Origin of the sequence: Actinoplanes sp. NPDC049599, assembly GCF_044465625.1 — a bacterium.
Lineage (GTDB): Bacteria > Actinomycetota > Actinomycetes > Mycobacteriales > Micromonosporaceae > Actinoplanes.
This window is the reverse complement of record NZ_JBITLX010000036.1, coordinates 37920-51393: the sequence shown is the minus strand read 5'-3', so window position 1 is coordinate 51393 and position 13474 is coordinate 37920. Positions and strand designations below refer to the sequence as shown.

Sequence of the window (13474 nt, the reverse complement as noted above, 5' to 3'; positions counted from 1 at the left end):
CGGCACCCGGGGGATTTCCGGGTCGCCTGCCCCTTGCCCGCACGGCGGTGCGCGGACGAACGTGGCCGGTAGGGAACTGCCTGAGCGGGGCCGCCGGTCCCGCCGGACGTCACGAGAGGGCATGCCATGACACAGACGACACACGACACGGACGTCTTCGCCGGGCTGCGCGAGATCGTCGGCCAGGCCGACGCCGGCCGGGCGTTCGGGACGCCGGTCGCCCAGGACGGCACGATCGTGCTGCCGGTCGCGAAGGTCGGCGGCGGCGGTGGGGGCGGTGGCGGCACCGGTCCGGCCGACGACAAACAAGCCCCCACCGGTACGGGCGGCGGCTTCGGCATGACGGCCAAGGCGCTCGGCGTGTACGTGCTGCGCGACGGCAAGGTGAAGTGGCTGCCGGCGGTGGACGTGAACCGGATCGTCCTGGGTGGGCAGCTGGTGGCCGTGGCGGCGCTGCTGGTCGTCCGGGCGGTGCTGCAGTCGCGGACGGCTGCGCGCAAGCCCCGTGCCGCCGTCAGGATCGCGCAGCTGCGGCAGGTCCGCCGCGGCCGCAAGCACTGACGGGCCCGGTCAGTAGAGCGCGGGGCGCAGCAGGAAGGAGCTGTCGGCGCGGAACGCCGCGCTGCCGTCGAACTGGTCCACCCAGAGTTCGTCGCCGACGTGCCGCACGAACCAGCCGGGATAGTTCGACGACTCCAGCGCCACCGACCCGGCGGTGAAACCGGTCCGCACGCAGAAGGTGGCGTCCTTGCGGAACAGCGTCGTCCGCTCGTCCCGGCTCGGCACCAGCCGCCACGATTGGTGCCGCAGGAAGCGGCCGTCGGCGGCCCGGACGGAGACACAGGCCGGGTCCGCGAGACCGGAGGTCACCTCGACGGTGGCCCGGCGGCGGACCGCGGCGGCGCCGTCCGGGCTGGTCGGCACCAGGGCGGTGGTGTCGCCGGCGAGCGCGACGAAGCGACCACCGGCGTTCGCCGGCTCCAGCGACACCCGCCCGGCCGGCAGCCGTGCAGGCGCGGGCGCGGGCGCGACCGGCGCGGCGACCGGCGCCGCGATCACCTCGTGGGCCGCCGGCCGGATCATGGACCAGCCGGCCGGGATTGCGGCCAGCCCGGCGGCCAGCACGCCGGCGGTCACCGCGACGCCGAGGGGATGCGCCCGGACCGCCGCGCCGAACCGGCCGATCGCGGAGATCCCCGGCGGGGCGCCCGCCTCCGCGGGATCGCAGCGCGCGGCGAGCGTCGCCGGGACGGGCAGCAGCGCGAGCCCGGCCAGCAGGCGGTCGGTCGCCACCATGCCCTCGCCCGCTTGCGCGCACGCGGCGCAGGACCGCAGGTGCCGCACGATGCGCTTGCGCCAGAGCGGCCCCGGCACCCCGTCCCAGCCGGCGAGCACGGCGTCCAGCCCGTCGCAGCCGGGCACGGCGTCCAGCGCCGCGACGATCGAGCGGCTCTGCTCGAGGTGCTCACGCATCCGCTGCAGCCGGACGCCGGCGTGCGCGACGCCGACCCCGAGGGCCTCGGCCACCTCGGCGCGGGTGAGCTCGCCGGCGGTCTGCAGCCACCACAGCGGGAGCACGGCCCGGTCGTCGGCGGACAGCCAGCGGCCGGCGTGCAGCACCTGGCGCCGCTGGGCGGACAGCTCCACCCGCAGCAGGGTGGCCCCCTCCACCTCGGTGGCGGCGTCGGGCCGGCCGGCGGCCTCGTCCAGGCTGGTCTCGCGCCCGGCGGCCACCTCGCCGCGGGCCAGCTGCGTGCTGATCCGGTTCACCGCGATCGCCGTCAGCCAGGACCGGAAGCTCCCGGGCCGGCGCAACGCCGGGAGCTGCCGCACCATCCGGAACATGACGTCCTGCACCACGTCGTCGACGTCGGCGTGCCCGCTCAGCGCCCGCCGCGCCAGGTTGTAGACCAGCGGCAGCTGCGAGCGGACCAGCTCCTCCAGCGCGCCGGGGTCACCCGAGCGCGCCGCGATGACAAGCGCGGTGTCGCCGGTCGTTCTCGGTCGGGCTCGCATTGCTCCATCACTGCCGGGCGGTCCGAGGTGCCGTGGTGACTGTGAACGACGCGGTCGGCCGAGTCAATGGACCGGGCCGGCCACGACGGTGCGCCGGCGGCGGTCAGCGCCGCTGCCGGGCCATCCACTGCCAGATGTGGGTGCCGCGGATGCTCGGGTCGTTGCGGGCCACGTAGATCCACGACCAGTGGCCGGGGAACTGGTAGCCGTTCCACACCACGTGGTCGTAGAGCGTCAGCAGGGAACCCGGGATCAGGTCGTGCGCGTGGACGGTGTTCGGCTCCGGCGGCACGGTCGTGTCGTCGCGCGAGGTGACCAGCCAGGTCGGGGTGCGGATCGCGGCCAGCTCGGCGTCGATCAGCACCCGGGGGCCGCCCGGCTGGAGGGACTGGACGACACCGCAGATCGGCACGGACGCGGCGAACAGGTCCGGGTAGGTGGTGGTCATCTTCATGCTCATGTAGCCGCCGTTGCTGCAGCCGGCCACGGAGATCCGGTCGCGGTCGATCGGGTGTCGGCGGGCCAGGTCGCGGACGATCTCGCGGATGAGCGGGGCGAAGCGGGGGCCGTCCTCCAGCCAGTACGACGTGCTCTGCGGCGCCACCACGTAGGCGCCGTGGAAGATCCGCTGGGCCTGCGGGGTCGCGAAGCCCAGCGCGCCGCGGTTGGCCCGCAGCGTGGTCTCGTTGTCGTAGTAACCGTCGGGCAGCGAGGCGCCCTCGCCGCCGCCGTGCAGCCAGACCACGAGCGGGTGCCGGCCGGGTCCGTGCGGTGAGTACAGCCGGTACTTCATGCCCGAGCCGGAGACGTGGTAGCTGAAGGCGTCCACCTCGGGGTTCGACAGCCTGCCCTGGGTGAAGCCGGTGATGGTGATCGAGCCACCCCCGCGCCGGGGGAGCGGCAGGTTCTGGGTGATGGTGTAGACGAGGTCGAGCCGGACGTTGCGGCCCCGGCTCACGATGTAGCCGAGCGTGCCGCCGCCGAGCTGACCCTCGCCGTGGCTCAGCTCCAGCACGATGTCGCCGTGGCGGTCCAGCCGGGCGGCGGTCACCGGGCGGTCCAGGTCGTACTCGCTGAAGATGGTGTCGCCCGCGGCGAGCGGGATCGGGCTGGTGGCCTTGGCGTGCACGGAGAAGGTGCCGGTCGTCAGGCCGGCCGGGTCGATCGGGCCGAGCCGGGAGGTGCGCAGGGTCACCGAGGTGACCTGCTCACCACCGTCGAGCACCTCGGCGTCGAGCCGGAACGTCACCCCGGTGGTCGGGCGGCCGGCGGCCCGGGCGGCGAGGCCGGGGAAGGACAGGCCCGCGGCGGCGCCGGCGCCGGTGGCCAGGACGGTACGACGGTTGATGGGCATGGTCACGCGGACTCCCTTGTCGCAGTTCCTCCCAGTGATGCCGGTCTATCACAGAAGCCGCGCGGGGCGGAAGGGACGCCGCTGCTCACCGGCGCCGCGCGGGCCCTGCGCCCGCCGGCCGGGTCCGGGCACCGAGCCCCGCGGCGTAGCGGTGCCGCCCGGCGGCAGGCGTCCCCGCTGCCGGGTCAGCGCATGCCGGGGTGGCCGAGCGCGAACGAGTAGCCCAGGTAGAGCCCGAAGAGTCCCTGGTGGACCGCGATGAAGGCGAGCCCCTTGCCGGGCGGCAGCACGAGAAAGATCGCGCCGGGGTAGCCCAGCAGGTGCAGGCCGATCAGTGGCAGCTCGGTGAGCCGGCGCCGGGCGCGGCCGCTGAGCAGGTGCCGGGTGCTGCCCAGGCGCATGGTGACGGCCTTCAGGATCAGCAGCGGGACCAGCGTCGACCCCTGGTGGCGGTGGCACACGCGCTGCGGCAGACCCCCGGCCGGGGCGGCCCAGGCGGCGAAGGCGCGGACCAGCGTCCGCAGGTCGGGTTCGTCGTCCGCCTCGCCCGGGGCGGCGGGCCGCCTGCCGGGCCGGCGGGTCCACCAGTCGTAGCTGAGGCCCACGCCGAGGTTGGTCAGCGTGACGCCGACCAGGTAGTCGGTGCCGGGCGACCGGAAGATCCGGAAGTGCCGCAGGCCGCGGCCGAGCGCGGCGAGCTGCGCCGACAGCATCGCGCCGTACGCGGCCAGGATGAGCTGCCACCAGGAGTCGCCGATCAGGAAGAACGCGGCCAGGGCCAGCACGGAGAGCGTGCCGATCAGCGCGGTCTGCCCGGCCTGGCTGCCGGGGTGCCGGTCCGGGGGGTCGGCGCGGCGGGCGGGAGCCGCGGCGCCGACCCCCCGGTGCCGGGCGGGCAACTCTGTCGACGGCATCTCGGCTCCCGCTCCACGGTGGTCCTCACGAGGTGGCCGCCGGGGTCCGGAGCGGGCTGGTGGAAATTATTACCCGGACGGCGAGGCGCCGACACCGGCGGTCGTGCCGGATCGCGTCAGGTGCACAGCATCGGTCCGCCAGGTCAGGTCGGCCGGGTCAGGTCGGCCGGGTCAGGTCGGCCGGGTCCTGGCGCGCCCGGGTCCTGGCGTGGCTCGGCGTCCGTCAGGCTGTTAGCGCAGGTCGAGACGCTTCTCTCAGTCGTCGGCCCGGCGTTGCCGGGCGTCGCGGTGGCTCGCGCCGCCGTCCGGGGCTCCCAGTTCTGCACCATACGACGAACCGGGTGGCGGCCGAACAGCCGCTGGAAGGCCGGAGCGGTCCCGGGTTCCGGCCTCCGCCGGCCGGGGGAGCGGTCGCTCAGGGCCGGTCCGCGTAGGCGGCCAGACCGCCGAGCTCCGCGCTCGCCAGGAACACCGTCCGGACGGTGACGATCGCCTCCTCCACGTGCGCCGCGCAGCCCCAGGCGGAGTCACCCCAGGGATCGGCGATCTTCACCTCGGCCGGCTCGGGGCACTGCCGGCCGGCGCCGCCGAGCTGGCACCACGCGGGACGCGCGGCGGCGCGGTGGGCCTCGGCGGTGTCGCGGACCCGGCCCGCGATCGCGGCCGCCGAGGCGGCCCGGCGCACCGCCTGCTCCCGCATCCGGCGTTCGGCGCGGACCGCGGTCAGCATCGCCAGGCGCAGGTCCAGGTGCTGCGCGACGATGCCGGCGAGGTGGCCGAGCACGGTCATCTGCAGCTCGGTCGGCTGCCGCGGCGCCGTGTCCATCGCGGTGACCGTGCCCAGGTGCTGGCCGTCGGCCGTGACGATCGGCGCGGCGGCGTAGAAGCGCAGGCGGGGCCCGCCGCGGACCAACGGGTGGTCCCTCGTGCGCGGGTCGGCGGCGGCGTCGTTCACCACGTACGGGCCGCCGGCGCGGAACGCCGAAGCGCACAGCCCGGGCTCCACGCCGACCTGGGTCACGCCGCGCAGACCCCGGGAAGCCGCGAACCAGACCCGGTCGGCGTCCACGATGCTCACCGTGGCGATGGGGGTGCCGCAGACGGTGGCGGCGGCGCGGGTGAAGGCGTCGAACTCGCCGGCGACCGGGGCGTCCAGGATCTCGTACCGGCGTACCGCCGCGAGGCGGACGTCGTCCAGGAGCGCGGCGGTAAGGGTGGCGGACACAGCGACCTCTCTCGGGACCGCCGCCGCGTGCCCGCAGCCATGCTGGTCACGGTGATCTTGTCGGCACGGGAGCGGGGTCCGGGCTCACGTCACGCCCAGTTATAGAAGCGTCGTTGCCGGATGACAACCAAACCGGGCGGATGTCCTCCTATCGCGCACATCGATCAACGCCGGGCATGGCGACGGGGAGACGCTGACCCGGGGCCGGGGCGCGCTGCTCCGGCGTCTTCCTGGCACGGCGACGGGGAGATGCTGGCCCGGGGCCGCGGGGCGCTGCCCCGGCGACTTCCTCACCGACCCGCCGGGCGCCTGGGCCGAGCCGCACCGCGACGAGCTGCAGCGAGCCCCGGAAACGACAGAACCGCACACCCGTCGACTTTCGCCATTCAGTGCCGTCGCAGCCTCAGCGGCAGCCTTCCCGCAGATCATTGGTGAGCTAAAACGTTCCAGCCTCACCGCACCGCTACAAGGTCCACCACTCGCGCCCCTTTCCTCCTGAGATGAACCCCTCAACCTCCACCACGCCAATCCCTGCATACCGGATGAACCCGGCAACGTGCTGGATCGCCGGGAGGCCGTGATCCAGAAATGGCGAAAGTCGAGCGCACACCCGGATACGCCAACATCGACAGGCGGGCTCGTGGTGGCGGTGTTAGCTTCGGGAAAGAGCAATGCGGAATTTGCGCCAGTCAATATGTGGCAGCGCGGTGGGGCATGCGTCGGGATGCCGGTGTTTCGGCAGGCCAGCGCAGCCGCCGGTGCTGGCCGTCCTCCTCCTCCTCCTCCTCCTCCTGCCGCCGCTGGTGCGGGCACTTCTCCCGGCGTCGGCTCGGATCCCCGTCCTGCCCGAGCAGGCGGCCGTCCCCCCGCCCGCGGCCGGACCTCCTTCCGGCCGCCGACCCCGCGCCCCGGCCGGTGCAAACGACCACCCCGCCCGGCCAGGACCGCCCGCAGCTCCGGCCCGCCCCGGCACCCCGCCCGGCCCCCTTGCGCCACCCCGCCGACCCCTGCGCCACCGCCGGGCACACCCGTGACGCCGGCGGCAGCGGATCTCCCGCGATAGGCACCGTCCCGTCCTCCTGGTGGCCCGAGATCGTCGCCGCCCCCCCGACCTCGGCGAAGCCCCGACCATGGCGCGCGCCGTGCCGCCGGCCGTCGTTGTTGTTGATGTCGAGGTGCTGCCGAGTTGCACCTGAATGCCGGCACCGTGCGCAACTACATCTCAGGGATTCTCCGCAAGACCGGGACCCGCAACAGGCTGGAGGCGATCCGGCCGGCCGAGGACGCCGGCTGGTTCCAGTGATGGGTCCACCCGACTGCTCAGGGGGTGAGGAAGGGCAGGTCGAGAGCCGCAGCAGCAGGTCGCCGATCTGGTGGTCCGGCCGGGTGGTGTCGCGGTTGTGCCCGGCGAGGTCGCTCCGGCAGGGTGCCGCCGACGCTCCTCCCCGGCGCCGTCCTGGGCTCGAGTCTCGGCGCGGGTGGCGTGCCGGCCCAGTGAGTCCTGTCAGCGAAATCGCTGACGCCCGTCACGTTTGAGTCGGCCGGGTGGGGACAGATCCTGCTATATCGTCAGCTCATGGCGCGTCAGACCGCGGACACCCTGGCCTGGCTGCGGAGCAGCCCGCCGCCCGAGGAACTCGTCGAGGCGTACCCGCAGGAGTGGCTCCAGGTGCGCCGCGACTTCCACGAGATCCTCGAGCGGGACGACGCCGAGGAGATCAAGTCGTACATGACCCGGATGTCCCGGCCCGCGGCGGAGCCGGCCGGCCGGGCCCGGCCACAGGCCGCCCGGCTGACCGCCGAGGTCCGCCGGCAGATGGCGGTGCACCTGCTCAAACAGGCGATCCTCAGCGCGTCCACCGGGGTCACCGCGGGCCGGGTCCGGTTCAACCTGGTCAACGGCTACGTCGCCCAGCGGCTGCTGTTCCGCCGCGGCCTGGACCGCAAGCCGGTGTCGCTGCGCGCCTTCCGGCTGCTCTGGCCGCTGCTGCGGCAGCGGCGGCTGCTGATGCCCCTGGTGCAGCCGAAGGGGATCTGGTGCTTCTACTCCCGGCCGTTGATCACCCGGCTGGCCGCGCTGATCGGCGACCGCTCCTGCCTGGAGATCGCGGCGGGCGACGGTACGCTCGCCCGCTTCCTCACCGACGCGGGCGTCCGGATCACCGCCACGGACGACCACAGCTGGAGCGACACGATCACGTTCCCCGAGACGGTGCTGGAGCAGGACGCCCGTACCGCGCTGCGGGTCCACCGGCCGGAGGTGGTCGTGTGCTCCTGGCCGCCCGCGGGCAACCCGTTCGAGCAGCACGTGTTCACCACGCCCAGCGTGCAGTGCTACGTGGTGATCGGCTCCCGGCACGAGGCCAGCAGCGGCAACTGGGCGGCCTACCGGGCGCAGCGGGACTTCGACCTGGTGCTCGACGAGGAGCTCAGCCGGCTGGTGCTGCCGCCCGAGGTCGAGCAGGCCGTGTACGTCTTCACCCGGACCGCCGCCGGCTGACCCCGGCTACGCGGCCGGCCCGTTGTCCCGGGCCGTGATGGCGTCGGCGATGAACACCTGGAACTCGGCGAACTTCTCCGCGCTCATCGTCCAGCGGCGCCCGCCCGTGATGTCGTCCTTGCCGTACGCGCGGCCGAGCCGGACCTTGACGCCGTCCCGGTGCGGCGTCGCGTTGATCCGCAGGTAGGACACGTGGTAGCGGGTGCTCTCCTCGGTGCCGCTGTGGAAGATCTCCAGCACTCGGCCGTCCAGCAGGATGATCTCCTGCTCCAGCGCGAACTCGGTCGCCATGGTCCCGCCTCACCGTCGGTCGCCGGGCCCGGACGGCCTACGACACCGGGGTGACGGTAGCCGCCGGGGACAACCGGCTGACGCCGGCGCGCCCACGGCGGCGGCACCGGGCCGGTTGGCCTTCAAGACCGGGGAGACACCGCGGGCGCGTCCGGGGCTCCCCGCCGGCGCCGGGCCAGCACGAGCGCCCGGCCGGCGAGGCCGACGGCGAAGACCAGCAGCCCGGCCGTCACCGACTGCCAGGGCAGGGTGGCGACCAGGACGAGGCAGCCGGCGATGCCCAGGACGTTGAGCCCGCGCGGCCACCGGCGGTCCGCCGCCGGCTGGGTCAGCGCGGCGGCGTTCGCCAGGGCGTAGTAGACGAGCACACCGAACGAGGAGAAGCCGATCGCCGTCCGCAGGTCGAGGGTGGCGACCAGCACGACGGTCACGACGGCGAGCGCCACCTCGGCGTGGTGCGGGACCCGGTAGCGCGGGTGCACGGCGGCCAGCCAGGACGGCAGGTCGCGGTGCCGGGCCATGGCCAGGCCGGTGCGCCCGACGCCCGCGATCAGCGCGAGCAGCGCGCCGAGCGCGGCCAGCGCGGCACCGGCCCGGACGACCGGCGCGAGGTGCGGGACGCCGGCGGCCTGCACGGCGGTGGTCAGCGGGGAGGTGGCGGCGGCCAGGGCGGCGGGGCCCGCGGCCAGCAGCGCGGCGACCGCCACCACCAGGTACACCGAGACGGCGATGCCCAGCGCGAGCGGGATGGCCCGGGGGATGGTCCGGCGGGGCTCGCGGACCTCCTCGCCGAGGGTGGCGATCCGGGCGTATCCGGCGAAGGCGAAGAACAGCAGGCCCGCGGCCTGGAGGATGCCGTATCCGCCACCGGTGCCGAGCGCCTGCCGGCCGCCCAGGTTGGCGAGATCGGCGTGCCCGCCCACCGCGATGCCCACCACCACGACCGCGAGGACCGTGAGGCTGGCGGCGACCAGGACGCGGGTGAGCGTGGCCGTTCTGGTCACCCCGCGGTAGTTGAGGGCCGCCAGCCCGCACACCGCGGCCACCGCGCCGAGGCGCTGCGCCCACCACGGGCCGGGCACCGCGTACGCCGCGAAGGTCAGCGCCATCGCGGCGCAGGAGGCGGTCTTGCCGACCAGGAACCCCCAGCCGGCGGTGAACCCCCACCAGTGCCCGAGCCGCTCCCGGCCGTAGATGTAGGTGCCGCCCGAGGTCGGGTAGGCCGCCGCCAGCTGCGCCGAGGCCACCGCGTTGCAGTACGCGATCACGGCCGCGATCACCAGTCCGGCCAGCAGGCCGGTGCCGGCGACCCGGGCCGCCGGGCCGATCGCCGAGAACACCCCGGCGCCGATCATCGAGCCCAGCCCGATCACGACCGCGTCCCGGGTGCCCAGCCGGCGGGCGAGCCGGGTGTCGGGCGGTGTCTGAGCCGGCACGGCCACCTCCTGGCAGATTGCATCAAGCCAATTTGATGTATCATCGTCGTCGTGGTGTCACCGAGTCAACCGGCACCGGACTTCGTCCGTCTCGCCGGCCACCCGTTGCGCTGGCGCATGCTGACCGAGCTCGCCCGCGGTGACCTGCGGGTCCGGGAGCTGGTGGCGCTGCTGGGCGAGCCGCAGAGCCTGGTCTCGTACCATCTGCGGTTGTTGCGGTCCGGCGGCCTGGTCACCGCCGGGCGCAGCAGTTTCGACGGCCGCGACAGCTATTACCACCTGGACCTGGACCGCTGCGCCGAGGCGCTGGCCGACACCGGCGCCGCGCTGCACCCGATGCTGCGGCCGCCACCGCCACCGCCGCCACCGCCGCCCGAGGTGACCGTCCCGGTCGGCGTGCTGTTCGTGTGCACCGGCAACAGCGCCCGGTCACCGATCGCCGAGGCGCTGCTCCGCCATCGCACCGGCGGCCGCGTCGCGGTGGCCAGCGCCGGCATCAGCCCCAAGGCCGCCCTGCATCCCGAGGCCGTCCGGGCGCTGCGCGAGGGCTTCGGCATCGATCTCGCCGGGCAGTCGCCGCGGCCCCTCGCGGCGGTGCTCGACCGCCGGTTCGACCACGTCATCAGCCTGTGCGACAAGGCCCGCGAGGCCCTCACCGACCTGCCCGGCCGGCCCCGGCTGGCGCACTGGAGCATCGCCGACCCGGCCGCGGCCGCCGGCGCCGGCCACCGGGCCTTCCGGAACACCGCGGCCGAGATCGACAACCGCGTCCGGCACCTGGTGCCGGTCCTGGCCGCCACCCACCCCGTGAAGGAGATCCAGCCATGACCATCACCGATGACTACGTCAGCGTCCGCTACATCGTCGACGACGTGCAGGCGGCCGTCGACTTCTACACCGGGCACCTCGGCTTCGAGGTCAACACCAGCTTCGCCCCGGCCTTCGCCGACGTGCTCCGCGGCCGGCTGCGGCTGCTGCTGTCCGGGCCCGTCAGCTCGGGCGCCAGGGCCACCCCGGCGGCGGTCGCCGGTCCCGGCCGTAACCGCATCCACCTGATCGTGAAGGACCTGGAGGCCGAGATCGACCGGCTGCGGGGCGCCGGGCTGGCGTTCAGCAGCGAGCTGGTCTCGGGGCCCGGCGGCCGGCAGATCCTGCTCGCCGACCCGGCCGGCAACCTGGTCGAGCTCTTCGAGCCCGCCTGACCGCACCGGGCCCGCCCGCCGGCGAGCCAGGCCGGTCCCGTCGGCGCGCCGTCCGTTCGGGGACTTCCGGGCCTGAGCGTCCCCTTCGTGGAGTGACGACTGTCAATGGGTGTGGTCCGGGTCCGCGAACGGTGTGCGGACGCCGTCGTAGACGAGGCGCAGCATCATGCCCTGCTCCTGGTGCGGCAGGTTGTGGCAGTGGTTCATCCAGATTCCCGGGTTGCCGGCCCGGAACGCCACCTCCCACACCTCGCCCGGCCGTACGTCGAACGTGTCCACCCACACCGGGCTGCCGGAGCCGCGCCGGCCGTCCCGCGAGACGAGCAGCACCGGATGGCCGTGCAGGTGCCAGGGATGGGTCTCCAGGCTGCGGTTGACCACGGTGCAGCGGACCAGGTCCCCCTCGGCTACCAGCTGGTCCGGCACCGACGGGTGGCCGCGGCCGACGACGGTCTGCGCGTAGGCCGGACCACCGTCGACCATCGCCAGCGCGCGGTCCAGCACGAGCGTGAAGTGCCGGTCGGCGGCGCGGACGTCGAACGGCCACGGGGCGGGCTCGCCGTAGTGCAGCAGGTCCAGCTCCGGCCAGCGGGAGGTGTCCGGCCGCGCCGGATCGGGGCCGGTGTGACCGGCCGGGCGCAGCAGCAGCCCGGTGCCGTCCCCGGCGTCGAGGTTCAGCGTCACCGGCGTGTCCGGCATGGTCAGGACCACGTCGTACCGTCCGCCCGCCGGCAGGCGCAGCCCGGTCTGCCGGATCTCACCCGGGCGGTTCAGGTCGCGGCCGTCCACGGCCACCAGCCGGTACGTGGCCCCGGCGAGCGTGAACCGGTGCGGCGCGGAGTCGGTGTTGATCAGCCGCAGCCGGACGGCCGCGCCGGGGCGTGCGATGTGGACGGTCCGGCCCTCCCGGTCGCCGATCACCACGGCGTTGTCGAAGGTGTGCACGGGCACCGTCAGGTCCAGCCCCGGCTCACCCGCGGCCGCACGGGGAGTCACGACCAGCGTGCCGTACAGGCCCCGGCGCACGCCGGGGTGCGAGGCCCGGTGGGTGTGGTACCAGTACGTGCCCAGCTGGTCGGCGCGGAACCGGTAGACGAACTCGCCGCCCGGCGCCACCGCGTGCTGGGTGGCGCCGGGTGCGCCGTCCTCGCCGCACGGCACGTCGTAGCCGTGCCAGTGCAGGGTGACGCCGTCCTCGACGTCGGCGTTGCGCAGGGTCACCTCGATCAGGTCACCCTGCCGCGCGGTGATCGCCGGGCCGGGGAGCTTGCCGTCGTACGTCCATGCCTTGACGGCCGTACCGGACGCGAGGGTGACGGTCGCCGCCCGCGCGGTCAGGGTGTGCCGCCGGACGGCGCCGCCCGGCGCCGGCGCGCGCGGGCCGCGCAGGTCCGCCACCGAGACCGTCGCCCGGGACCCGGCAGCGGCCGGTCCGGGGCCGCCGCCGGTCTCCACCGGGCGCGGGTCCCGGAACAGCAGGCCGACGCCGGTGAGCCCGGCGCCCGCCGTGACCACCCCGCCGGCCAGCCGGAGGACACCGCGCCGGGAGAGACCCGGCGACCCGGCGCCGACCGGTGCCGCGGCCGGGACGGTCAGGACCCGGGCGGTCAGCAACGCGCCGGCGCCGACCAGCGACACCGCGATCAGTGCGGTGCTCCACCGCAGCGGGTATCCGGCCGTGAAGGTCACCACCGGGCCGGCCAGCGCGGCGTACCCGGCGGTGAGCAGTGCGACGACGGCGCCCGGCGTCTGCCGCGCCGCGCGTAGTGGCGGCCCGGCGATGAGCACAGCCGCCAACCCGGCGGCGCCGAGCAGCGGCAGCCCCAGCAGCACCTTCTCCTGCACGAACCACCAGCCCTGGCCGGCCAGCGCCGCCACGGTGCCCACCCGGGCCACCGTGGCCAGCACCGCGGCCACCAGCAGGCCGCCCGCGAGCCGGTGGCGCCGCAGGGCCGCCGTGACACCGGTGGCGAACCAGCAGGCGACACCCAGCAGCGCGACCCCGTGGTCCAGCAGGATCAGGCCGGCCGTTGTCATGACACCGATCGGGGCGAGCCGGTGGCCGCCCGCGACTCCTGCAGCACGGTCCGGACCACGGCCATCATCATCAGGCCGTTGACCGCGTGCAGGCCGAACACCAGCTGCCCGGCGGTCGTGCTCTGCCCGGCGTCGCCGAACGCCTTGGCGACGACCACGATCACGGGCTGCAGCACGCCGAGCCCGGCGACCAGGCCGGCCCGGCCGATCAGCCGCCCGGGCAGCCGGGCCACCGCCCCGGCCACGGTCAGCAGCACGGCGAGCAGAACGGTGCCCAGCCCCAGCATCCGGTGCGGCCGGAACGCCTCCTCGGTGGACGCGGTGTCGAACGCCCCGCTGGCGGCCAGGAAGAACTGCACCACGATGGCGAGCATCAGCGCCGCCGCCAGTCCGGTGAACGCTTTACGCATGAGGGCCCCCTGAAATCGGATCGGAGGGGATCGTCGCACCGGCCCGGCCGCTCGGTCCTCACCCGACGGACGGTTCCCGGCTACGCCGT

General features: G+C 74.8%; 13 protein-coding genes. 5 read left to right on the top strand and 8 right to left on the bottom strand.

Annotation, left to right across the window (positions count from 1 at the left end):
- The first annotated feature begins 126 nt into the window (after nt 1–126).
- Nucleotides 127–561 (top strand): spore germination protein GerW family protein, encoded by a 435-nt coding sequence (locus ACIBQZ_RS38460; protein ID WP_396093857.1) that lies wholly within the window; start codon nt 127–129, stop codon nt 559–561.
- 9 nt (nt 562–570) lie between these two features.
- Here the strand turns inward: ACIBQZ_RS38460 and ACIBQZ_RS38455 are convergent, their stop codons facing one another.
- The 4 genes from ACIBQZ_RS38455 to ACIBQZ_RS38440 form a co-directional block, all read right to left on the bottom strand.
- Complete coding sequence (locus tag ACIBQZ_RS38455) at nt 571–2016, bottom strand: sigma-70 family RNA polymerase sigma factor (RefSeq protein WP_396093856.1); 1446 nt, start codon at nt 2014–2016, stop codon at nt 571–573.
- Nucleotides 2017–2119: 103 nt separating this feature from the next.
- Nucleotides 2120–3370, bottom strand: coding sequence for a prolyl oligopeptidase family serine peptidase (locus ACIBQZ_RS38450; protein WP_396093888.1), 1251 nt, complete (start codon nt 3368–3370; stop codon nt 2120–2122).
- A gap of 185 nt (nt 3371–3555) precedes the next feature.
- Nucleotides 3556–4284, bottom strand: a complete 729-nt coding sequence (locus ACIBQZ_RS38445) for a hypothetical protein (protein WP_396093855.1) — start codon at nt 4282–4284, stop codon at nt 3556–3558.
- Nucleotides 4285–4699: 415 nt separating this feature from the next.
- Entirely contained in the window at nt 4700–5509 is an 810-nt protein-coding gene (locus tag ACIBQZ_RS38440) for a GAF domain-containing protein (RefSeq protein WP_396093854.1), read from the bottom strand.
- Between the two features lie 1186 nt (nt 5510–6695).
- Here ACIBQZ_RS38440 and ACIBQZ_RS38435 point away from each other — a divergent pair.
- Both ACIBQZ_RS38435 and ACIBQZ_RS38430 read left to right on the top strand, forming a co-directional pair.
- Nucleotides 6696–6812, top strand: a complete 117-nt coding sequence (locus ACIBQZ_RS38435) for a hypothetical protein (protein WP_396093853.1) — start codon at nt 6696–6698, stop codon at nt 6810–6812.
- 273 nt (nt 6813–7085) lie between these two features.
- Complete coding sequence (locus ACIBQZ_RS38430; RefSeq protein WP_396093852.1) at nt 7086–8009, top strand: hypothetical protein; 924 nt, start codon at nt 7086–7088, stop codon at nt 8007–8009.
- A 6-nt stretch (nt 8010–8015) separates the two neighbouring features.
- Here the strand turns inward: ACIBQZ_RS38430 and ACIBQZ_RS38425 are convergent, their stop codons facing one another.
- A complete protein-coding gene (locus ACIBQZ_RS38425; RefSeq protein ID WP_396093851.1) occupies nt 8016–8300 on the bottom strand; it encodes a hypothetical protein in 285 nt (94 codons plus the stop codon).
- Nucleotides 8301–8422: 122 nt separating this feature from the next.
- Nucleotides 8423–9736 carry an APC family permease gene (locus ACIBQZ_RS38420; protein ID WP_396093850.1) on the bottom strand — a complete coding sequence of 438 codons (1314 nt, stop codon included), beginning with the start codon at nt 9734–9736 and terminating at the stop codon, nt 8423–8425.
- Between the two features lie 51 nt (nt 9737–9787).
- Between ACIBQZ_RS38420 and ACIBQZ_RS38415 the strand changes: the two genes are divergently transcribed.
- Together ACIBQZ_RS38415 and ACIBQZ_RS38410 are read left to right on the top strand one after the other, a co-directional pair.
- Nucleotides 9788–10564, top strand: a complete 777-nt coding sequence (locus ACIBQZ_RS38415; protein WP_396093849.1) for an ArsR family transcriptional regulator — start codon at nt 9788–9790, stop codon at nt 10562–10564.
- Complete coding sequence (locus ACIBQZ_RS38410) at nt 10561–10938, top strand: VOC family protein (RefSeq protein WP_396093848.1); 378 nt, start codon at nt 10561–10563, stop codon at nt 10936–10938. Before ACIBQZ_RS38415 ends, ACIBQZ_RS38410 begins: the two co-directional genes overlap by 4 nt.
- 102 nt (nt 10939–11040) lie before the next feature.
- Here the strand turns inward: ACIBQZ_RS38410 and ACIBQZ_RS38405 are convergent, their stop codons facing one another.
- Both ACIBQZ_RS38405 and ACIBQZ_RS38400 read right to left on the bottom strand, forming a co-directional pair.
- Nucleotides 11041–12975, bottom strand: a complete 1935-nt coding sequence (locus ACIBQZ_RS38405; RefSeq protein WP_396093847.1) for a multicopper oxidase family protein — start codon at nt 12973–12975, stop codon at nt 11041–11043.
- Nucleotides 12972–13385 (bottom strand): DUF6220 domain-containing protein, encoded by a 414-nt coding sequence (locus tag ACIBQZ_RS38400; RefSeq protein ID WP_396093846.1) that lies wholly within the window; start codon nt 13383–13385, stop codon nt 12972–12974. Before ACIBQZ_RS38400 ends, ACIBQZ_RS38405 begins: the two co-directional genes overlap by 4 nt.
- Nucleotides 13386–13474 lie beyond the last annotated feature (89 nt).

What these genes read in the sequence shown, in the direction of transcription:
- ACIBQZ_RS38455 (WP_396093856.1), bottom strand. Translation starts at nt 2,016, where the DNA reads ATGCGAGCCCGACCGAGAACGACCGGCGACACCGCGCTTGTCATCGCG.
- ACIBQZ_RS38400 (WP_396093846.1), bottom strand. Translation starts at nt 13,385, where the DNA reads ATGCGTAAAGCGTTCACCGGACTGGCGGCGGCGCTGATGCTCGCCATC.
- ACIBQZ_RS38430 (WP_396093852.1), top strand. Translation starts at nt 7,086, where the DNA reads ATGGCGCGTCAGACCGCGGACACCCTGGCCTGGCTGCGGAGCAGCCCG.
- ACIBQZ_RS38450 (WP_396093888.1), bottom strand. Translation starts at nt 3,370, where the DNA reads ATGCCCATCAACCGTCGTACCGTCCTGGCCACCGGCGCCGGCGCCGCC.
- ACIBQZ_RS38445 (WP_396093855.1), bottom strand. Translation starts at nt 4,284, where the DNA reads ATGCCGTCGACAGAGTTGCCCGCCCGGCACCGGGGGGTCGGCGCCGCG.
- ACIBQZ_RS38410 (WP_396093848.1), top strand. Translation starts at nt 10,561, where the DNA reads ATGACCATCACCGATGACTACGTCAGCGTCCGCTACATCGTCGACGAC.
- ACIBQZ_RS38460 (WP_396093857.1), top strand. Translation starts at nt 127, where the DNA reads ATGACACAGACGACACACGACACGGACGTCTTCGCCGGGCTGCGCGAG.
- ACIBQZ_RS38425 (WP_396093851.1), bottom strand. Translation starts at nt 8,300, where the DNA reads ATGGCGACCGAGTTCGCGCTGGAGCAGGAGATCATCCTGCTGGACGGC.
- ACIBQZ_RS38405 (WP_396093847.1), bottom strand. Translation starts at nt 12,975, where the DNA reads ATGACAACGGCCGGCCTGATCCTGCTGGACCACGGGGTCGCGCTGCTG.